The 18618-nt window shown below is 50.4% G+C and carries 23 protein-coding genes; 6 read left to right on the top strand and 17 right to left on the bottom strand.

Features of this window, described 5'->3' with window-relative positions; translation table 11 throughout:
* The 9 genes from MES37_RS18465 to fkpA form a co-directional block, all read right to left on the bottom strand.
* Positions 1 to 128: GTP-binding protein (locus MES37_RS18465; protein ID WP_016197641.1), on the bottom strand; the 128-nt coding region annotated here is incomplete at its 3' end.
* A 73-nt stretch (positions 129 to 201) separates the two neighbouring features.
* On the bottom strand, positions 202 to 2316 hold the full coding sequence (gene fusA, locus MES37_RS18460) for an elongation factor G (protein ID WP_034499038.1): 2115 nt from the start codon (positions 2314 to 2316) through the stop codon (positions 202 to 204).
* A gap of 93 nt (positions 2317 to 2409) precedes the next feature.
* A complete protein-coding gene (gene rpsG / locus MES37_RS18455; protein ID WP_034499040.1) occupies positions 2410 to 2880 on the bottom strand; it encodes a 30S ribosomal protein S7 in 471 nt (156 codons plus the stop codon).
* A 90-nt stretch (positions 2881 to 2970) separates the two neighbouring features.
* Positions 2971 to 3345, bottom strand: coding sequence for a 30S ribosomal protein S12 (rpsL, locus tag MES37_RS18450; protein ID WP_003023654.1), 375 nt, complete (start codon positions 3343 to 3345; stop codon positions 2971 to 2973).
* Between the two features lie 126 nt (positions 3346 to 3471).
* Positions 3472 to 3759 carry a sulfurtransferase complex subunit TusB gene (tusB, locus tag MES37_RS18445; protein ID WP_237932300.1) on the bottom strand — a complete coding sequence of 96 codons (288 nt, stop codon included), beginning with the start codon at positions 3757 to 3759 and terminating at the stop codon, positions 3472 to 3474.
* Positions 3760 to 3765: 6 nt separating this feature from the next.
* On the bottom strand, positions 3766 to 4125 hold the full coding sequence (gene tusC, locus MES37_RS18440) for a sulfurtransferase complex subunit TusC (protein WP_064542957.1): 360 nt from the start codon (positions 4123 to 4125) through the stop codon (positions 3766 to 3768).
* Positions 4125 to 4511, bottom strand: coding sequence for a sulfurtransferase complex subunit TusD (gene tusD / locus MES37_RS18435; RefSeq protein WP_064542954.1), 387 nt, complete (start codon positions 4509 to 4511; stop codon positions 4125 to 4127). Before tusD ends, tusC begins: the two co-directional genes overlap by 1 nt.
* Positions 4511 to 5233, bottom strand: coding sequence for a helix-turn-helix transcriptional regulator (locus MES37_RS18430; RefSeq protein WP_034460202.1), 723 nt, complete (start codon positions 5231 to 5233; stop codon positions 4511 to 4513). The genes tusD and MES37_RS18430 overlap by 1 nt, the downstream gene beginning before the upstream one ends.
* A 178-nt stretch (positions 5234 to 5411) precedes the next feature.
* The gene (gene fkpA / locus MES37_RS18425; protein ID WP_237932298.1) at positions 5412 to 6251 is read right to left on the bottom strand and encodes an FKBP-type peptidyl-prolyl cis-trans isomerase; all 840 of its coding nucleotides are present in this window, start codon (positions 6249 to 6251) and stop codon (positions 5412 to 5414) included.
* Positions 6252 to 6478: 227 nt separating this feature from the next.
* Here fkpA and MES37_RS18420 point away from each other — a divergent pair, with 227 nt between their 5' ends.
* Entirely contained in the window at positions 6479 to 6697 is a 219-nt protein-coding gene (locus MES37_RS18420) for a protein SlyX (RefSeq protein ID WP_034460204.1), read from the top strand.
* 57 nt (positions 6698 to 6754) lie between these two features.
* Here the strand turns inward: MES37_RS18420 and slyD are convergent, their stop codons facing one another.
* From slyD to kefG, 4 genes are all read right to left on the bottom strand, one after another.
* A complete protein-coding gene (gene slyD, locus MES37_RS18415; RefSeq protein ID WP_064542948.1) occupies positions 6755 to 7339 on the bottom strand; it encodes a peptidylprolyl isomerase in 585 nt (194 codons plus the stop codon).
* Positions 7340 to 7438: 99 nt separating this feature from the next.
* The gene (locus MES37_RS18410; RefSeq protein WP_064542946.1) at positions 7439 to 7639 is read right to left on the bottom strand and encodes a YheV family putative zinc ribbon protein; all 201 of its coding nucleotides are present in this window, start codon (positions 7637 to 7639) and stop codon (positions 7439 to 7441) included.
* Positions 7640 to 7653: 14 nt separating this feature from the next.
* Complete coding sequence (kefB, locus tag MES37_RS18405) at positions 7654 to 9462, bottom strand: glutathione-regulated potassium-efflux system protein KefB (RefSeq protein ID WP_064542942.1); 1809 nt, start codon at positions 9460 to 9462, stop codon at positions 7654 to 7656.
* Positions 9462 to 10016 carry a glutathione-regulated potassium-efflux system ancillary protein KefG gene (gene kefG / locus MES37_RS18400; RefSeq protein ID WP_074388511.1) on the bottom strand — a complete coding sequence of 185 codons (555 nt, stop codon included), beginning with the start codon at positions 10014 to 10016 and terminating at the stop codon, positions 9462 to 9464. Before kefG ends, kefB begins: the two co-directional genes overlap by 1 nt.
* Positions 10017 to 10138: 122 nt before the next feature.
* Here kefG and MES37_RS18395 point away from each other — a divergent pair, with 122 nt between their 5' ends.
* Complete coding sequence (locus tag MES37_RS18395) at positions 10139 to 12043, top strand: ABC transporter ATP-binding protein (protein WP_064542935.1); 1905 nt, start codon at positions 10139 to 10141, stop codon at positions 12041 to 12043.
* A 42-nt stretch (positions 12044 to 12085) separates the two neighbouring features.
* Here the strand turns inward: MES37_RS18395 and MES37_RS18390 are convergent, their stop codons facing one another.
* Together MES37_RS18390 and prs are read right to left on the bottom strand one after the other, a co-directional pair.
* Positions 12086 to 13570 carry a nicotinate phosphoribosyltransferase gene (locus tag MES37_RS18390; RefSeq protein ID WP_232887100.1) on the bottom strand — a complete coding sequence of 495 codons (1485 nt, stop codon included), beginning with the start codon at positions 13568 to 13570 and terminating at the stop codon, positions 12086 to 12088.
* A complete protein-coding gene (prs, locus tag MES37_RS18385; RefSeq protein WP_232887101.1) occupies positions 13564 to 14442 on the bottom strand; it encodes a ribose-phosphate diphosphokinase in 879 nt (292 codons plus the stop codon). The genes MES37_RS18390 and prs overlap by 7 nt, the downstream gene beginning before the upstream one ends.
* A gap of 175 nt (positions 14443 to 14617) precedes the next feature.
* On the opposite strand from prs, the gene MES37_RS18380 reads away from it, so the two are divergent.
* Positions 14618 to 15346: an NUDIX hydrolase gene (locus tag MES37_RS18380; protein ID WP_232887142.1), complete on the top strand. Its 729-nt coding sequence runs from the start codon at positions 14618 to 14620 to the stop codon at positions 15344 to 15346.
* Positions 15347 to 15351: 5 nt separating this feature from the next.
* Here the strand turns inward: MES37_RS18380 and MES37_RS18375 are convergent, their stop codons facing one another.
* The gene (locus MES37_RS18375; protein ID WP_064542926.1) at positions 15352 to 15951 is read right to left on the bottom strand and encodes a LysE family translocator; all 600 of its coding nucleotides are present in this window, start codon (positions 15949 to 15951) and stop codon (positions 15352 to 15354) included.
* A gap of 61 nt (positions 15952 to 16012) precedes the next feature.
* On the opposite strand from MES37_RS18375, the gene MES37_RS18370 reads away from it, so the two are divergent.
* From MES37_RS18370 to MES37_RS18360, 3 genes are all read left to right on the top strand, one after another.
* Entirely contained in the window at positions 16013 to 17035 is a 1023-nt protein-coding gene (locus MES37_RS18370; protein WP_121814771.1) for a hydrolase, read from the top strand.
* Complete coding sequence (locus tag MES37_RS18365; RefSeq protein ID WP_064542920.1) at positions 17032 to 17250, top strand: YheU family protein; 219 nt, start codon at positions 17032 to 17034, stop codon at positions 17248 to 17250. The genes MES37_RS18370 and MES37_RS18365 overlap by 4 nt, the downstream gene beginning before the upstream one ends.
* 173 nt (positions 17251 to 17423) lie before the next feature.
* Positions 17424 to 18308 (top strand): phosphoribulokinase, encoded by an 885-nt coding sequence (locus tag MES37_RS18360; RefSeq protein WP_064542918.1) that lies wholly within the window; start codon positions 17424 to 17426, stop codon positions 18306 to 18308.
* 17 nt (positions 18309 to 18325) lie between these two features.
* Here the strand turns inward: MES37_RS18360 and MES37_RS18355 are convergent.
* Positions 18326 to 18618 (bottom strand): OsmC family protein (locus MES37_RS18355; protein ID WP_237932296.1); only part of this gene is annotated, 293 nt, incomplete at its 5' end.

The raw sequence follows: 18618 nt of genomic DNA, 5'->3' as shown, positions 1-18618 counted from the left end.
GAACCACCGTAGGTTTTAGCCAGAACGGTAGTGATTGCTGCAGTCAGAGTGGTTTTACCATGGTCAACGTGGCCGATAGTACCGACGTTGACGTGCGGTTTTGTACGTTCAAATTTTTCTTTAGACACGGCTATATTCCTTACTGTTGCGCTCTCCCCTCAAGGAGAGAGCACGGGATCAATGTTTTTTAAAACCCGGGGTTTATTTACCGCGAGCTTCGATTACGGCCTGAGCAACGTTGTTTGGCGCGTCATCATACTTCAGGAATTCCATGGAGTAAGATGCACGACCTTTGGTCAGTGAACGCAGTTGAGTTGCGTAACCGAACATTTCAGACAACGGAACTTCAGCGTGAATCTGAACGCCAGTAGCGTTAGATTCTTGACCTTTCAGCTGGCCACGACGACGGCTAAGGTCACCGATAACGTCACCAGTGTTCTCTTCTGGAGTTTCAACTTCAACCTTCATGATAGGCTCAAGCAGAACTGGTTTCGCTTTCTTAAAGCCATCTTTGAAGGCAATAGAAGCGGCCAGTTTAAACGCCAGTTCAGAGGAGTCAACGTCGTGGTAAGAACCGAAGTGCAGACGCACGCCGAGATCTACTACTGGGTAACCCGCCAGAGGACCAGACTTCAGCTGTTCCTGGATGCCTTTATCAACAGCAGGGATGTATTCCGTTGGGATCACACCACCTTTGATGTCGTTGACGAACTCGTAACCTTTTGGATTCGAACCCGGCTCCAGTGGGTACATGTCGATAACAACATGACCGTACTGACCACGACCACCAGACTGCTTAGCGTGTTTACCTTCAACATCGGTAACTTTCGCGCGAATCGCTTCACGGTAAGCAACCTGAGGTTTACCAACGTTAGCTTCAACGTTGAATTCACGTTTCATACGGTCAACGATGATGTCGAGGTGAAGTTCACCCATACCAGCGATAATGGTCTGGTTAGTTTCTTCATCAGTCCATACGCGGAATGATGGATCTTCTTTAGCCAGACGACCCAGAGCCAGACCCATTTTTTCTTGGTCAGCTTTGGTTTTCGGTTCAACAGCGATAGAAATTACCGGTTCAGGGAATTCCATACGCTCCAGAATGATCACATTGTCCTGATCACACAGGGTATCACCGGTAGTCACTTCTTTCAGACCAATAGCTGCAGCGATGTCGCCAGCGCGAACTTCTTTGATCTCTTCACGTTTGTTAGCGTGCATCTGTACGATACGGCCCAGACGCTCACGTGCTGATTTCACCGGGTTGAACACGGTGTCGCCAGAGTTAACCACACCAGAGTAAACGCGGAAGAAGGTCAGGTTACCAACAAATGGGTCAGTTGCGATTTTGAACGCCAGAGCAGCAAACGGCTCGTTGTCGTCAGAGTGACGAACAGCCGGAGTGTCTTTACCGTCGTCCAGCATACCGTTAATCGCAGTAACGTCAGTTGGAGCTGGCAGGTATTCAACAACCGCATCCAGCATCGCCTGAACACCTTTGTTCTTAAATGCAGAACCACAGGTAACCAAGATAATTTCGTTGTTCAGTACGCGCTTACGCAGAGAAGTTTTGATCTCTTCTTCAGTCAGCTCTTCGCCACCAAAGAATTTCTCCATCAGTTCGTCAGAACCTTCAGCAGCGGCTTCAACCAGTTTCTGGCGCCATTCTTCGGCCAGTTCCTGCATATCAGCTGGGATCTCTTCGTATTCGAAGGTCACGCCCTGATCGGCTTCGTTCCAGTTGATGGCTTTCATTTTCACCAGGTCAACAACACCGGTGAATTTCTCTTCCGCGCCGATTGCCAGTTGCAGAGGCACCGGAGTTGCGCCCAGACGTTTTTCAATCTGATCAACAACTTTCAGGAAGTTAGCACCCATACGGTCCATTTTGTTAACGAACGCGATACGTGGAACTTTATATTTGTTTGCCTGACGCCATACGGTCTCAGACTGTGGCTGAACACCACCAACAGCACAGTAAACCATTACCGCACCATCAAGAACACGCATGGAACGTTCAACTTCGATGGTGAAGTCAACGTGCCCTGGGGTATCAATGATGTTGATGTGGTGTGGTTCGAACTGTTTAGCCATACCTGACCAGAAACAGGTGGTCGCAGCGGACGTGATGGTAATACCACGTTCCTGCTCCTGCTCCATCCAGTCCATGGTGGCTGCGCCATCATGAACTTCACCGATTTTGTGGTTTACACCGGTGTAGAACAGAACACGTTCGGTAGTAGTTGTCTTACCGGCGTCGATGTGAGCACTGATACCAATGTTGCGGTAGCGCTCAATGGGTGTTTTACGAGCCATTTGATTCCTCTATATCCTGGGACGTTCATTTAAGTAACCCAAAGCGGGCAGCTTATGTGAAGCGCCCGCTTGGTGACTAACACTCCGAAGGGATTACCAACGGTAGTGTGCGAACGCCTTGTTGGCTTCAGCCATACGGTGAACGTCTTCACGTTTCTTAACTGCAGTACCTTTGTTCTCTGCAGCATCAGAAAGTTCGTTCGCCAGGCGAAGAGCCATGGATTTATCACCGCGTTTACGAGCAGCTTCTACGATCCAACGCATTGCCAGAGCATTACGACGAACCGGACGTACTTCTACTGGAACCTGATAAGTAGAACCACCAACACGGCGGGACTTAACTTCGACAGTCGGACGAACGTTGTCCAGAGCGACTTCGAAAGCTTCCAGTGCTTGTTTACCAGAACGCTGAGCCAGGGTCTCCAGCGCGGTATACACGATAGATTCAGCAGTAGATTTCTTACCATCTACCATCAGAATGTTTACAAATTTGGCCAGCAACTCTGATCCGAACTTAGGATCTGGAAGAATTTTACGTTGACCAATGACGCGACGACGTGGCATGGGAATACTCCGTTGTTAATTCAGGGTTGTCCAAAACTCTATTGAGTTTGACATTTATTTAAAACGTTTGGCCTTACTTAACGGAAACCATTAAGCCTTAGGACGTTTCACGCCATACTTGGAACGAGATTGCTTACGGTCTTTAACGCCGGAGCAGTCAAGTGCACCACGAACGGTGTGGTAACGAACACCTGGCAAGTCTTTTACACGACCACCACGGATCAGGATCACGGAGTGTTCCTGCAGGTTGTGACCTTCACCGCCGATGTAGGAGGTAACTTCAAAACCGTTAGTCAAACGCACACGGCATACTTTACGCAGTGCGGAGTTTGGTTTCTTAGGAGTGGTAGTATATACACGAGTACATACGCCACGTTTCTGCGGGCAGGCTTCCAGCGCAGGCACGTTGCTTTTTGCAACTTTGCGAGCGCGTGGTTTGCGAACCAGCTGATTAACTGTTGCCATTAAATAGCTCCTGGTTTTAGCTTTTGCTTCGTAAACACGTAATAAAACGGCCTCATATAATATGAGGACGCAGAATTTTAGGGCTGAGCCGAAAAGGTGTCAAGAAATATACAACAATCCTGGATTTTACCAGGTAATCTGCTGTTCGTGTTTAACTGTCAATCTGACGAAGTCAGTATAGCTGACCTTGCCTATGCTGGTTGAAATTTGAGCAGTTAAGCCGCGGGCCTCAATATCTTCCTGCAGAGCGTAGATAGAAATGGGGGCAGCGAGCAACAAATCAAGGGCCTTCGTTCCTGAGAGTGCGACAATAACCGCATCCTGAATCAATAACAACTCATCGCCTTGCTTAATGCAGCGCAGCATCGATTCTAGATCCGTATGAAAAGGTGAGTGTTGTAAAATATGCAGCATGTAGCCTCAGAAGGTTAGCACGACATCAAACTGATGAAGCATTTCACCCAGCGAATCCGGTTCTAGCGGTTTTGCATCCAGAACCCACGCATTGTCTGGTGATAATCCCCGCTCACGGATAGAGGCAGCACAGAGATAACACTGTTCAATGTCATATAACGGCAGTACACGAAATGTCGCGATGTAATCCCTGGCAAGAATAAGACCAGGCTGTTGCCCCGGAATCAGCTGCAATATTCCGTCACCAATGAAAAACACCCCGATATCTTCTGTTAGTGCCGATGTTGCCAGCAAGGCATCTAACCCTTCCCGGCCAGCAGAGCTGCCATGGGGGGCTGATTTAAATACAAATGCCACACGCTTCATCAGAATTGCACCGTGCGATCGCATGTCAGCGTTGCTTGTGCCAGCGCCCCAAGACCACTGAGCGTAAAACCTGGCTGCAAGTTATGGTTCGGTAAACCGAGTTGAGTGGCTTGCTCTTCGTCCGTCACGCCACGACGCAGTGCCGCTGCGACACAGATATGCAGTTCAACGCCATGTTGCTGATGCAATTGCTGCCACGCATGCACGACATTGAATTCGTCGCTCGCAGGCGATGTCAGAAGGTTTGCGTTGAGGACACCTTCACGATAGAAAAACACGCTTTCTAACGTATGACCTTGCGCGATGACAGCCTGAGAAAATTGCAACGCACTGCTCGACTGCTGAGTACCGTACGCCGGGCCTGTCACCAGAATAGCAAAACGCATTACTTATCTTGCCCCTGGAAATCACCGTTCTTGAATTGACGGATGTAGAGATAAACCGTGTGCTTAGAAATATTCAAACGGTCAGCAACCTGGTTGATCGCATCTTTAATATCAAAGATACCTTTCTCGTAGAGGTTCAACACAATCTGTCGGTTCTTAGCATTGTTGGACACATTGCGATCGGCATTCACTTCTTCAATCGTGAATTCCAGAGCCTGCATAACCAGATCTTCCACAGAAGAAGCAAAGTTAACGGATGAAGCAACTTCCGGCGTTTCCGGCGGAATAAACGTCGACATAATTTGCGAGAACGGCACATCCAGGTTGATGTTGATACACAACAGGCCGATGACACGTTCATCACGATTACGGATGGCGATAGTTTCTGATTTCATCAGAACGCCACTTTTGGCACGCGTAAAATAGCATTTAGAAACGCTACTATCCGCACCGGTCATATCATGCAGCATACGCAATGCGAGATCGGTAATTGGCGAACCAATTTTACGCCCGGTATGTTCACCATTCGCAATACGAATGGCAGAACATTTCAAATCTTGCAGCGAGTGCAATACAATTTCACAATGAGAACCAATCAGCATCGCTAACCCGTCCACAACCGCTTCGTAGGATTTTAATATTTCAAAGTCGGTTTGTTCAAAAGGACGCTGGTCCAGTAAGTCAAGCTCACTGGTTTCATTGGTTAAAAGCGAATTGGACATTTAAAGATACCACCCTCTACAGAGAGCCTGTCGCGCTTAAATGGTGTCAGGGCAGACTCATACTCAGTTGAAACGCCGTCTGCTAAGGTAATACAGCGTCAGATACGCTTTCCAGCTTTTATTATATCTTGCCTCAAATAAAAAACCGCCGCCCCTGAGGGCGGCGGTTAATCATACCTTACTTGCTCTTAGCTGCTTCAGCTTCTGGAGCAGGAGCGGCATCTGGTTTAGAGTCTGCTTTAGCGGCTGGTTTGATATCCAGCAGTTCAACGTCAAATACCAGTGTGGAGTTTGCAGGAATTCCTGGAACGCCAGTTTTACCGTAAGCCAGTTCTGGTGGAATAACCAGTTTGATTTTCCCGCCTTTCTTCAGGTTTTTCAGGCCTTCAGTCCAACCAGGGATAACACCGTCAAGACGGAAAGAGAGTGGCTCACCACGGGTGTAAGAGTTATCAAACTCTTTACCGTCGATCAGCGTACCTTTGTAGTTCACCACGACAGTGTCGCTATCTTTTGGTGCTTCACCGGTACCGGCTTTGTCGATTTTATACATCAGGCCAGTAGAAGAAGTTTTAACACCTTTCTCTTTTGCGAAAGTATCACGGAAGGCTTTGCCTTTATCCGCATTTTCTTTAGCGTCTTTTTCCATTTTTGCTTGAGCGGAAGATTTCACGCGAGCTTCGAAAGCTTGCAGCGTCTGCTCAATTTCCTGGTCAGACAATTTGCTCTTGTCAGCAAATGCGTCCTGAACACCAGCGATCAACTGGTTTTTATCCAGTGTAATCCCTAGTTTTTCTTGTTCTTTCAGAGAGTTTTCCATGTAACGGCCCAGCGAAGCACCTAATGCGTACGCAGATTTCTGGTCGTCATTCTTGAATGCCGCGTTGCTGGCAGCAGGTGCAGTGGCAGCCGGAGCAGCGGTTGCAGGTGCTGCTTCGGTTGGAGCAGCGAACGCCGGAGCGCTCAGGGCAACGGCCATCGTGGTCGCCAGTAGCGTTACTTTAAACAGTGATTTCATCCATTTCTCCAGGGCCGGGGCCTCAAACCCCAAGGTTATTATCAACTAAGAGATGTACTATAACGTCGTGGAAGAAATCTACACAATCTCTCCGCGTCTTATCGAGACAATTTCAGACTCTTTTTGTTTAAAGAAGTTTCGTCCAGAGCAAAACTGCGCTGTAACATGCCGAATTTTTCAGTAGAATCGCCGGAAATTGTCCATCCGCAAGCAAGGAGAGATTAACCATGCAGCAAAAATCGACCGAACAACGGCTGGAAGAACTTGAGAGTCGTCTCGCTTTTCAGGAGATTACGATAGAAGAGTTAAATCAGACGGTAACGGCGCACGAATTAGAAATGGTCAAACTGCGCGAGCATTTCCGATTGCTGGTTGAAAAGTTAAAAGCTAGCCAACCGTCAATGGTGGCTTCAGAAGCCGAAGAAACTCCACCTCCGCATTACTAGCTATCAGCACAAAAAGAAAAGGCGTGTCAATGACACGCCTTTTTTATCTCTAACGGATTAGTGGCAACCGCAGCCGCCGTTACCGCCACAACCGCCTTTGCCATGTTCGTGATCATGGTCGTGGCCTTGACCACCACAGCAACCACCTTCGTGGTCATGGTCGTGGTGATGATCGTGCTCGCCGTGAACGTGACCATGAGCCAGTTCTTCAGCGGTAGCTTCACGAATAGCGATAACTTCTACGTTGAAGCTCAGGTTCTGGCCTGCCAGCATGTGGTTGCCATCGACAACAACGTGCTCATCTTCAACCGCAGTGATTTCAACAGGTACTGGACCCTGGTCGGTATCAGCCATAAAGCGCATACCTACTTCCAGCTCATCAACACCCATGAACACATCTTTAGGAACGCGTTGAACCAGATTTTCGTCGTACTGACCGTAAGCGTCATTTGCGCCAACGTTCACATCGAAACGATCACCCACTACGTGGCCTTCCAGCGCAGTTTCCAGGCCTGAAATCAGGGAACCGTGACCATGCAGATAGTCCAGCGGCGCACTCACCGGAGACTCATCGACCAACACACCATCTTCTGTACGTACCTGATAGGCCAGGCTGACCACCAGGTCTTTTGCTACTTTCATGATATCTCCTGAGCGAGCATGGGGAAAAAAACTGGCGCCGATTGTAGCGGAATTTAGCGCCGGTGTACCCCTAAGCTTAAAAAAAGCTGGCGCATCTCGCTAGTCCGGATGAAAAATCCCGATGACTTGCTCTTGTTCGCGAACATGCTCGCGTGCTTGCTTATCCGCCTCACGCATTTGGTGACCGCACTTAACACACTCAACAATATCGACATTATTCTCACGCCACATCGCGAGGGAATCCCGCGTCTGGCACTCAGGGCAAACAGCCCCGGCAATAAATCGTTTACGCACCGGCATTAGCTTCACCTTTTTTATTCAAAATCATCCCAACCATCGAACTGGCGACGTTCTTGCTGCATCTCTCGTTCGAAGATCTCTTCTAATTCACGACGTGCTTCACGCACCCTGGAAATTTGTGCGTTATCGGTATGAATCGGCATTAATTCACGCAGCATGCTCATATCCAGACGCCGGAAATGAAGCTGCGCACGATGCGCCTGATGAGGATGCATTCCCAGCGTCATCAGCGCCTTACGCCCCAACTCTAGCGCACTGGAAAATGTCTCGCGTGAAAATTGGCTGACTCCAGCTTGCAACAATTCATGTGCTTCTACACGGCCCCTGGCGCGCGCCAGTATCGCCAGATGTGGAAAGTGTTGTTGACACAAATGCACCACTTTCATTGTGTCTTCCGGCTCATTACAGGTAATCACGATAGATTTTGCTGTCTCGGCACCCGCGGAACGCAGCAATTCAAGTTCGGTGGCATCGCCGTAGTAAACCTTATAGCCATATTTGCGCATCAGACTGACAGAACTGATGTCTCTCTCGAGTACCGTGATGCGCATTTTGTTCGCCATCAGCAAACGTCCAATCACCTGCCCGAAACGCCCGAAGCCCACAATAATGACTTGTGGTTGATCGTCTTCTACGTACGGTTTCTCTTCATTTTCATCATCAACAACATTAAAACGTCGAGCAAGAATAGCATCCACGCCTTTCATCAGTAGCGGCGTGGTCATCATCGAAAGTGTGACGGTCACCAGCAACAGTGGCATTTGGTCACCGCTGAACAGCTTTTGTGATGAAGCCGTAGAGAAAAGTACGAATGCAAACTCCCCGCCCTGACTTAGCACGCCTGAAAACTGTAAGCGCTCGGAACTCCGCAAGCCAAAAAACCACGAAAGGCCATACAACACCCCGGCTTTGACCGCCACCAGCACCAACACACCTAAAACGACCCAGAAGATATGGGTGTAGAGCACGCCAAGATTTAAAGCCATGCCAACGGAGATAAAGAACAATCCCAGCAATAATCCTTTAAAAGGATCAATGGCGATTTCCAGTTCGTGCCGGTATTCACTTTCCGCCAATAACACGCCGGCGATGAACGTCCCAAGCGCCATTGAGAAGCCCAGCGCATCCATAAATAACGCCGACCCCAATACCAGCAGCAATGCCGCGGCAGTAAACACTTCACGCACGCCGGAACCAGCAATAAACCGGAAGACAGGTTTCAGCAGGTAACGTCCGCCAATCAACATGCCAGCGAAAGCCAGCACTTTGAGGCCGATTTTTATCCAGTCCGTATGACCACCGTCATTACCCGCCAACAGCGGTACCAGCGCTATCGCCGGGATCACCGCTAAATCCTGAAACAGCAGTACAGAAAAACCGAGCTGCCCGGACTCATTGCGATTCATGCCTTTGTCGCGCATCAACTGCAACGCCATCGCAGTTGATGACATCGCCAGTCCAATACCGCCAATCACTGCCGCCTGCCAGGAAAACTGCGTCAGCATCAGCAAACCTGCCAACACCACCGCACTGAGCAACACTTGTGCCGCCCCCACGCCAAAAATAGAGCGCCGGAGTTGCCACAATTTAGCCGGATTCAGCTCCAGCCCGATGATAAACATCAGGAACACCACGCCCAATTCAGAGAAGTGAAGAATTTCATCCACGTCACTGATAAAACCTAAGCCCCACGGCCCAATCGCGATACCCGCCAACAAATAGCCAAGCACCGCGCCAATGCCTAAACGGGCAGCAATGGGCACCGCCACCACCGCGGCAAATAAAAACAACACTCCCGCCATCAATACGTCAGAACCTTCCATTAGCGACCTCCCGGCAATAACGGTGCAGCCAACCACTCGCCATAAGCCTTCGCATGGCTGGCAAGCTCCTGGGGAGACTGACGGCGCGCCCAGTACACAATGATGGGATTCATCCAGTGCATACGGCACATCGCGGCAGTAAGTTCAAAAGGACGCAAAATATCGGTCAGCGGAAAGCGATTAAAACCGTCATGCCGATAGGCGCCTTCCGGCTCTCCGGTGGTAATCACACTACGCCAATACTTTCCCTCCAGAGCATTCCCTCCGACACCGCTGGCAAAACCACGGCTCAACACACGGTCCAGCCACTCTTTGAGTAACGCCGGGCAGCTATAGGTATAAAGGGGATGCTGGAAGACGATGACATCATGCTCTTGCAACAATGCCTGCTCATGATAGATATCGATAAAAAAATCAGGATAGTGCGCATAAAGGTCATGCACTGTGACATTAGCGAGCTTCTGCGCCGGCTGGAGTAGGACGCGGTTTGCGACCGAGTCTTGTGACTCCGGATGGGCATATAGCAGCAAAACTTTCGGCGGCTGCAACATCATTACCCTCCAGGGCGTCGTCATAGTCTTTATTTTGGGCTACCATGCAGCCCGACGCGAAGGCTGAAGCTTCACGTTACCTAAATATAATGACAATTTAACATACTCTGAACATACGGCGCTTTATGATTGTTTTCTCCTCGTTACAAATTCGTCGCGGTACCCGCGTTCTGCTGGATAACGCCACCGCTACCATCAATCCGGGCCAAAAAGTGGGTCTGGTGGGTAAAAACGGCTGCGGCAAATCCACGCTGCTGGCGCTGCTGAAGAACGAGATCAGCGCCGATGGCGGAAGTATGACCTTTCCAGGCAACTGGGCATTAGCCTGGGTAAACCAGGAAACCCCGGCGCTGGCCATGCCCGCCATTGAATATGTTATTGATGGCGACCGTGAATTCCGCCAGCTTGAAGCCGAACTGGCAAAAGCCAATGAGCGCAATGACGGTCATGCTATCGCGCTGGTTCACGGTAAACTGGATTCAGTTGACGCCTGGACCATTCGCTCTCGTGCTTCCAGCCTGCTGCATGGTTTAGGCTTCAGCAATGAACAACTCGAACGCCCGGTTAGCGACTTTTCTGGTGGCTGGCGTATGCGCCTCAACCTGGCACAGGCGCTGATTTGCCGTTCTGATTTGCTGCTGCTCGATGAACCAACCAACCACCTGGACTTAGACGCCGTTATCTGGCTCGAGCGCTGGTTGAAAAGCTATCAGGGCACCTTGATTCTGATTTCCCACGACCGCGACTTCCTTGATCCGGTGGTCAGTAAAATCATTCATATCGAGCAGGAATCGATGTTTGAATACACCGGTAACTACTCGTCGTTTGAAGGCCAGCGTGCGACACGCCTTGCTCAGCAACAGTCGATGTATGAAAGCCAGCAGGAGCGCGTCGCGCATTTGCAAAGCTTTATCGACCGCTTTAAAGCCAAAGCTAGTAAAGCAAAGCAGGCCCAAAGCCGCGTGAAGATGCTTGAGCGCATGGAATTGATTGCGCCAGCGCACGTCGACAACCCATTCCATTTCAGTTTCCGCGCCCCAGAAAGCTTGCCAAACCCACTGCTGCGCATGGAAAAAGTCAGCGCCGGTTATGGCGACCGCGTGATCCTTGATTCCATCAAGCTGAACCTGGTTCCAGGCTCGCGCATCGGTCTGCTTGGCCGTAACGGCGCAGGTAAATCGACGCTTATCAAACTGCTGGCGGAAGAAATTCAACCATTGCAGGGTGATATTGGTCTGGCTAAAGGCATCAAGCTGGGTTACTTCGCGCAGCATCAGCTCGAATACTTACGCGCTGACGAATCACCATTGCAGCACCTGGCGCGTATTGCACCGAAAGAGCTGGAGCAAGGGTTGCGGGACTACCTCGGCGGTTTTGGCTTCCGTGGCGATAAGGTCACCGAGCATACGGCACGTTTCTCAGGCGGTGAAAAAGCACGTCTGGTTCTGGCGCTCGTCGTCTGGCAGCGCCCTAACCTGCTGCTGCTTGATGAACCGACCAACCACCTTGATCTCGACATGCGTCAGGCGCTGACCGAAGCATTGATTGATTTCGAAGGCGCGCTGGTCGTCGTTTCGCACGACCGTCACTTACTGCGCTCGACCACTGACGATTTGTATCTGGTTCACGACGGTAAAGTCGAAGCGTTTGATGGCGATCTGGAAGACTACCAACAGTGGCTTATTGACCTGCAAAAGCAGGAAAACCAGCCGTTGGATTCGGCAAAAGATAACGTCAACAGTGCGCAGGCGCGTAAAGACCAAAAGCGCCGTGATGCCGAGTTACGTACCCTGACTCAACCACTGCGCAAGCAAATCACCACGCTTGAAAAACAAATGGAAAAGTTAAATGCGCAGCTTGCAGCAGTAGAAGAGAAACTGGCTGATAGCGCCATTTACGACCAAAGTCGTAAAGCGGAAATGACCGAATGCCTGCAAACTCAGGTGAAGGTGAAAGCGGCGCTAGAAGAGTGTGAGATGGAATGGCTGGATGCGCATGACCAGTTAGAACAGATGATGCAGGCTGAATAAAATCAATGGGGGAAGAAATTCCCCCATTAGTAAATTATACCCTCACAAAGCCGCCACCAGCCGTTGACGAATGGTTTCCAGGTGGTCGGTATTATAAAGTTTGCCATCAAGGAAGCGGGTTTTTAGCTCTCCTTCCTGCTCCTGCTGCCAGGTTTGCTCATCGTGAAGCTGGAAATCTCCCGCCTCATCGCGCACCACTTGCAACAACCCTCTGGCCGAACGCTTAAGGCCGTTATCGGTTTTCGGCTCTTTGAAGATAACCCTTCCGACTCCGTTCACCTCGCCATAAGTGGCCTTCATCGCAAACCCGAAAGTGTCACGCGTGTGGTATTGGTAGGTAAAAGACCCGACGCCAAACACCACATTCGAGCTGGCAAAACCTTTCGCTTCCAGGCGGCGCAGAATTTCTTCTGCTCGCTCAAGCGTAATGGAATCGCCATAGATCAGCCCGACATGCGGATCTAACACCTTGTAGCCTTTCTCGTTGATGGTGCCGCCAAAAATCTCCCACAACACTTCTACCGACCCTTTTTCCTGCACGGTGCGTTCAGGGGAATTATCTGCCCCCGTACCGCAGAGTATATCCACCGGGTCGCCGCTGTCCGGGCGAAACACCACGCGCCCCTGACGCGACATAATTAACGGCTTAAGCTCCCTGGTGTATTCCGTCAACACCTGCCAGTAATCCCAGGTATCAGAAACTATCGACACAAATCCCTGTGGATATAAGTCAGCAATCAGGCGGCGAAAAGTTTCGATTTCATGATTTTTCTCGCCCATGCACATCACGCTGTGTTCCGTTGCCGGAATACTTGCCGCGATAAAATAGTCCTGGCTGTCGGTGTAGTGCTGCCGGGCATAGAGAATGGCAGGAATGCTGTCCGTGCCTTTGAAACTCAAAAGATGGCCACAGCCGGATTGCGCCGCATCATGCAAACCCGACATGCCGCGAAACGCAAAATCATGGCACTGGAAATCAAGATGGCTAAGATCGCTACAGGTCCGTTCCGCCCAACGCTGGCAAATTTTGCGGTAATGATGGGCGATAGTGGCGCAGGTGGAGGATTTCCACAGTTCAGCAGAGAGCACGGTTTCAAGATAATTCACCAGCCAGAAAAATTCGTCTCGGGTATTGGTGATAGTCAGGACCGGAATTTTCATGCCGACTTTGCTGCCTTCATCTAATCCCTTGATATGCAAAGGCAGGTATCCCAGGCGATGCAATGCGCGGATCGGTTCAATCGCCACAGTGTCTTTACCGATATAGCTGTCCATGAGCTGCTTGTATTCAGCAACCACCTGCTCCTCAGGCGCGGCGAAAAACTTTTCATTAAACAGATCCACCATAAACCACTGCAAAAAGCCCTGAAGCCCGAAAAACACCAGCTTGCCGTCGTCTACCGGAGAATGAAAATAGTGGTCGCTGCGCGGGGTAAAGTTTGAATAAACCTTCGTTGTCCCCAGCGGATATTGTTCACGATGCGAAACCTTGTAGCCATCAATCGCCAGAATAGGGTTCATTAACATGATTTCATCTCCTGTGCCTGGAAGAGTGGCGCAATATCAATAAGTTCAACGCCTTGTTGCGCAGCCTCTGCGGGCGCAATGGATGTCGTCGTGTAGATTTTGTCGATCCCCTGATTGAGAAGATGTGCCACTCCTTTTGAAAAAAGACCGTGCGTCACATACAAACTGACACTCCGTGCGCCAGCCTTGCGCAGCACTTCGGCTGACCCTATAAATGTTCCTCCTGCGTCGCAAAGATCGTCGGCAATCAGCACGTCTTTCCCTGCCACATCGCCTGCAACTAATGCAAAACCGGTCAGCACGCCGCTTTCCACATCGCGCTGCTTGGTCAGGATACCGAAGGTGCTCGCCCCGGTAGCCTGAGCCACCAGATGGATTTTTTTCAATGCGCCCGCGTCCGGGGCAATCAGCATTAACCGCCCTTCGCGTAATGCGCTAACCAGAGCGTTGCTCCCCTGTAGACAGACTTCCTGCGGGATAGCCACCAGATTATTAATGGCAGCAGCGGCAGCTTCGCTGTGAGGGTCAAGGACAAACACTTTGTCGAAACCGAGGGTATTGAGCTGCATGGCAAACACTTTAAGCGCAAAACTATCTCCGGCTTGCATATGCCGATCCTGTCGGGCATAAGGCAGCCAGGGAAGTTCAAGGTGGCTGAAACGCACATCGCAAGCATGGCGAATCGCCTCCACCAACTGCGCCAACAGCATAAAATCATCCATGTTTTTCATTGCGCAGGCGCGAATCCGCATCAACTCTACACGTTTAGGTAAGGTACCCTGCACCTTCAACCAGACCGCACCATCAGGAAACACACCGCTGTTAATTTCCGGGGTGATGCCATCCAGAGAAACCTCAAGTTTTATCGCCATAATGTCGTGTCCTTCCTCTTTATTTCGATTATTGTCCTTGTGACACATTTAATATTGTCCATAAGACAATATTAAGCAAGCACTATTTTTTGCCGATCCTGGTTGATAAAGGTTGTCAGTGGCGATGGACATCCGTAAATTTGTCCTAACGACAGTTTTAAGCGTACATATCGTTATGCGTTCTGAAGAAAGATACCTGAAAGATTATGATGCCTCGCGCTTCGCCTCTCCGATTGTCACTGTCGATAACGTATTGTTTTCGCTGGATAACAATGAACTAAGCGTATTATTGGTTAAACGAGCTAATCACCCTTACCAGGGGGCCTGGGGGCTGCCCGGTGGGTTTATTGATATGACCCTGGATGAGTCCACGCGTGATACCGCCTTACGCAAACTGGTTGAAAAAACGGGCGTCATTCCCCCGTGGCTCGAACAACTGGAAACCTTCTCTGGCAAGTATCGTGATCCACGCGGCTGGAGCCTGACGACGGCCTGGTTCGCCCTGATCGCCAGAACCGATTGCCAGCCACATATTGAAAGCGTCAGCGATGCGAAATGGTTACCGACTCACCAACTGGTACAGCAGACTCTGGCCTTTGATCACGGTGAGATTATTACCCATGCACTAAACCGGCTACGGCAAAAAACGCGCTATTCACTATTGCCGGTCTATTGCCTGGCAGAAGAGTTCACGCTCACGCAATTGCAGGAAGCGACAGAAATTATTCTCGGGCAGGCGATACAGCGCAAAAGCCTGATCCGCCGCTTTGAGGCGTCAGGCATGTTTGAAGATACAGGGAAAAGTAAGGCGACTGGGGCGCGTAAAGCACGGCTTTATCGGAGAAAAGAAGGAGTGGATATCCATCTTTTCTCACGTAACTTGCTCAATGATACTGCCGGGTAGCGGCATCAATGCCAAATCAGCAACACACATGCCGCAGTCAGCAATCCCATAAAGACATTAAAGATTGTCCAGGCACGGCGGCTACGAAGTAGCTTGCCAATCATGCTGCCAAACGCAATCCAGATGATGCCAGCAACGATGTTGACCAGCGCGATACCGATGCTGATTAACACCACAGAGTGCAGGTACTGAGCACCCGCAAGGCTAAAACTTGCGACTGCACCTAGCGCCATCAACCACGCTTTCGGGTTGATAACCTGTAATAAACCGCCCTGCCAGAATGGGATAGGTGACGGCGGCGGCGCATCGGTTTCCAGCGTTTCATAAGTCGCGGTGCCGATTTTCCATGCCAGCCATAACAGGTAAGCACTCCCGGCAATCTTCAGGATGAGGTGCAAAGCAGGATACAATAGGATTAAGCTACCGACGCCAAAAGCCACCAGCAACAAAATGCACTGCATCCCCAACATGATACCTATCATCAAAGGGAGGGTTCGCATAAAGCCGTAGTTGGCGCCGGAAGAAGTCAGCAACATATTGTTTGGGCCGGGTGTAATCGCCGCGACCCACAAAAAACCAAGCATTGAGAAGAAAAGCGTTTCCATGAAATGGGTGATCCGCACCCGGTAAGTTAATTAGCAAACTAAATGAAACTAACAGTGTGATATGGCCACGACAAGTCCCGCAGCATTGAATTTTAATCACGTAGACGATGAACAATTTCGTCCGTTAAAGGGTGTCAGTAATCCGCACCTGCAAACCATGCTCCCACGCTTAATTCGCCGCCGCCTCAATTTCAAACCTCACTGGCAGCGTCTGGATATGCCGGATGGGGATTTTGTTGATCTTGCATGGAGTGAAGACCCACGCCAGGCAACGCATAAACCACGGTTAGTCGTTTTTCATGGTCTTGAAGGAAGCCTGCACAGCCCGTATGCACATGGGTTAATTGATGCTGCGCGTAAGCAAGGCTGGTTGGGTGTGGTGATGCACTTCCGTGGCTGTAGCGGCGTGCCGAATCGCATGAAACGCATCTATCACTCCGGCGAAACCGAAGATGGCAGCTATTTCCTCAACTGGCTCTCTACACGTTACGGTAAAGCCCCCACGGCGGCGGTCGGGTTTTCTCTCGGCGGTAACATGCTCGCCTGTTTAATGGCAAAACAAGGCGCAGATTGTACGCTACAGGCCGGTGTGGTGGTTTCTGCCCCGCTAATGCTTGAGCATTGTAGCAAGCATATCGAGAAAGGTTTCTCGCGCGTTTACCAACATTATCTGTTGAATCTGCTGAAGAAAAATGCGGCACGTAAACTCAGAAGCTATCCAGGCACACTCCCGGTAGATATGCGCCAGCTTAAAGGAGTGCGTCGTCTGCGTGAGTTTGACGATTTGATCACCTCGAAGATTCATGGCTTTGCAGATGCTATCGACTATTATCGTCAATGCAGCGCCATGCCGTTGCTGCCGCAAATTAAAACGCCGACGTTAATCATTCACGCTAAAGATGACCCGTTTATGGATCACCATGTGATCCCCGACACAGCGATACTGCCTGCCAATATTGAGTATCAACTGACGCGCTATGGTGGGCATGTTGGATTTGTTGGTGGCACGCTACGGCGTCCGGAAATGTGGCTCGAGCAACGCATCCCGCAGTGGTTGTCTAAATTTTTGGACCCGTCATTATGATGATTCCCTGGCAAGATCTCCCCCCCGAAACGCTTGATAATCTGATTGAATCCTTTGTATTACGTGAAGGTACCGATTATGGTGAACAAGAGCGTTCGCTGGAGCAAAAAGTGGCCGATGTTAAGCGCCAGCTACAAAGTGGCGAGGCTGTGCTGGTATGGTCGGAGCTTCACGAAACGGTGAATATCATGGCTCGCGGGCAGCTTCGCGGCTAAGCGTTTATTCTATACTGCATAGTAAAACCACACTCACCCCGGCCCTATCCCTGAGGGAGAAGGGGAAGAACCAAAGAGAAATCCGGACAGTCTCCTCTCCAGGGGGAGAGGGTTAGGGTGAGGGCCAGCCCTTACGAACACAAACTTGTGATTACCCATGGAGTTGTTGCCTTATGTCAGCCAAACATCCGGTTATTGCCGTAACAGGTTCCAGCGGCGCGGGAACGACCACCACCAGCCTTGCCTTCCGCAAAATATTCCAGCAACTCAACCTGCGCGCTGCCGAAGTTGAAGGTGACAGCTTCCATCGTTTCACGCGTCCTGAAATGGATATGGCTATTCGTAAAGCACGCGACTTAGGCCGCCATATCAGTTACTTCGGTCCGGAAGCGAATGACTTCGGCCTGCTGGAACAAACGTTTATCGAGTACGGAAAAACCGGGCAAGGTAAATCGCGTAAGTATCTTCATACCTATGACGAAGCCGTCCCCTGGAACCAAATTCCTGGGACGTTTACACCATGGCAATCGCTGCCTGAACCGACCGATGTGTTGTTCTATGAAGGATTGCACGGTGGAGTCGTCACCCCACAGCACGATGTGGCGAATGCCGTCGACTTGCTGGTTGGCGTAGTGCCGATTGTCAACCTGGAATGGATTCAAAAACTGGTGCGTGATACCAGCGAACGTGGGCATTCCCGGGAAGCGGTGATGGATTCAGTGGTGCGCTCAATGGACGACTACATCAATTACATCACGCCACAATTTTCACGCACGCACATTAACTTCCAGCGTGTCCCGACTGTAGATACCTCTAACCCGTTTGCTGCACGCGGAATTCCATCGCTGGATGAAAGTTTTGTGGTGATTCATTTTCGCGGGTTGGATGACATCGATTTTCCGTACTTGCTCGCCATGTTGCAAGGCTCATTCATTTCCCACATCAATACAATAGTGGTACCGGGCGGCAAAATGGGGCTGGCGATGGAATTGATCATGACGCCGTTAGTGAAGCGTCTGGCGGAAGGACGAAATATCAATAATCAGGGCGGCGAGTAACCGCCCTGTTTTGCACACTAGCCTTCAATGACTTCGTAGCTGTGCGTGATATTTACGGCTTTTTCCAGCATCAGTGCAACAGAGCAATACTTCTCAGCAGATAAATCAACCGCGCGGGAAACCGCGTTATCTTTTAGCTCTTTGCCTGTCACGATGAAATGCAGATTGATGTGAGTAAAAAGACGAGGAGCTTCTTCGCGACGCTCAGAGGTCAATTTCACTTCGCAGTCGGTGACGTCGTAGCGGCCTTTTTGCAAAATAGAAACCACGTCGATTGCACTGCAACCCCCGGCAGCCATCAGTACCATTT

This window comes from Buttiauxella sp. S19-1, assembly GCF_022134725.1.
Classification (GTDB): domain Bacteria; phylum Pseudomonadota; class Gammaproteobacteria; order Enterobacterales; family Enterobacteriaceae; genus Buttiauxella; species Buttiauxella ferragutiae.
This window is presented reverse-complemented; position numbering and strand designations above follow the sequence as displayed.

What these genes read in the sequence shown, in the direction of transcription:
- fkpA (WP_237932298.1), bottom strand. Translation starts at nt 6,251, where the DNA reads ATGAAATCACTGTTTAAAGTAACGCTACTGGCGACCACGATGGCCGTT.
- MES37_RS18420 (WP_034460204.1), top strand. Translation starts at nt 6,479, where the DNA reads ATGCAGCAAAAATCGACCGAACAACGGCTGGAAGAACTTGAGAGTCGT.
- MES37_RS18360 (WP_064542918.1), top strand. Translation starts at nt 17,424, where the DNA reads ATGTCAGCCAAACATCCGGTTATTGCCGTAACAGGTTCCAGCGGCGCG.
- tusB (WP_237932300.1), bottom strand. Translation starts at nt 3,759, where the DNA reads ATGCTGCATATTTTACAACACTCACCTTTTCATACGGATCTAGAATCG.
- MES37_RS18390 (WP_232887100.1), bottom strand. Translation starts at nt 13,570, where the DNA reads ATGTTAATGAACCCTATTCTGGCGATTGATGGCTACAAGGTTTCGCAT.
- kefG (WP_074388511.1), bottom strand. Translation starts at nt 10,016, where the DNA reads ATGATGTTGCAGCCGCCGAAAGTTTTGCTGCTATATGCCCATCCGGAG.
- prs (WP_232887101.1), bottom strand. Translation starts at nt 14,442, where the DNA reads ATGGCGATAAAACTTGAGGTTTCTCTGGATGGCATCACCCCGGAAATT.
- tusD (WP_064542954.1), bottom strand. Translation starts at nt 4,511, where the DNA reads ATGCGTTTTGCTATTCTGGTGACAGGCCCGGCGTACGGTACTCAGCAG.
- fusA (WP_034499038.1), bottom strand. Translation starts at nt 2,316, where the DNA reads ATGGCTCGTAAAACACCCATTGAGCGCTACCGCAACATTGGTATCAGT.
- MES37_RS18370 (WP_121814771.1), top strand. Translation starts at nt 16,013, where the DNA reads ATGGCCACGACAAGTCCCGCAGCATTGAATTTTAATCACGTAGACGAT.
- MES37_RS18410 (WP_064542946.1), bottom strand. Translation starts at nt 7,639, where the DNA reads ATGCCGGTGCGTAAACGATTTATTGCCGGGGCTGTTTGCCCTGAGTGC.
- kefB (WP_064542942.1), bottom strand. Translation starts at nt 9,462, where the DNA reads ATGGAAGGTTCTGACGTATTGATGGCGGGAGTGTTGTTTTTATTTGCC.
- MES37_RS18430 (WP_034460202.1), bottom strand. Translation starts at nt 5,233, where the DNA reads ATGTCCAATTCGCTTTTAACCAATGAAACCAGTGAGCTTGACTTACTG.
- MES37_RS18375 (WP_064542926.1), bottom strand. Translation starts at nt 15,951, where the DNA reads ATGGAAACGCTTTTCTTCTCAATGCTTGGTTTTTTGTGGGTCGCGGCG.
- rpsG (WP_034499040.1), bottom strand. Translation starts at nt 2,880, where the DNA reads ATGCCACGTCGTCGCGTCATTGGTCAACGTAAAATTCTTCCAGATCCT.
- MES37_RS18380 (WP_232887142.1), top strand. Translation starts at nt 14,618, where the DNA reads ATGCGTTCTGAAGAAAGATACCTGAAAGATTATGATGCCTCGCGCTTC.
- rpsL (WP_003023654.1), bottom strand. Translation starts at nt 3,345, where the DNA reads ATGGCAACAGTTAATCAGCTGGTTCGCAAACCACGCGCTCGCAAAGTT.
- slyD (WP_064542948.1), bottom strand. Translation starts at nt 7,339, where the DNA reads ATGAAAGTAGCAAAAGACCTGGTGGTCAGCCTGGCCTATCAGGTACGT.
- MES37_RS18395 (WP_064542935.1), top strand. Translation starts at nt 10,139, where the DNA reads ATGATTGTTTTCTCCTCGTTACAAATTCGTCGCGGTACCCGCGTTCTG.
- MES37_RS18365 (WP_064542920.1), top strand. Translation starts at nt 17,032, where the DNA reads ATGATGATTCCCTGGCAAGATCTCCCCCCCGAAACGCTTGATAATCTG.
- tusC (WP_064542957.1), bottom strand. Translation starts at nt 4,125, where the DNA reads ATGAAGCGTGTGGCATTTGTATTTAAATCAGCCCCCCATGGCAGCTCT.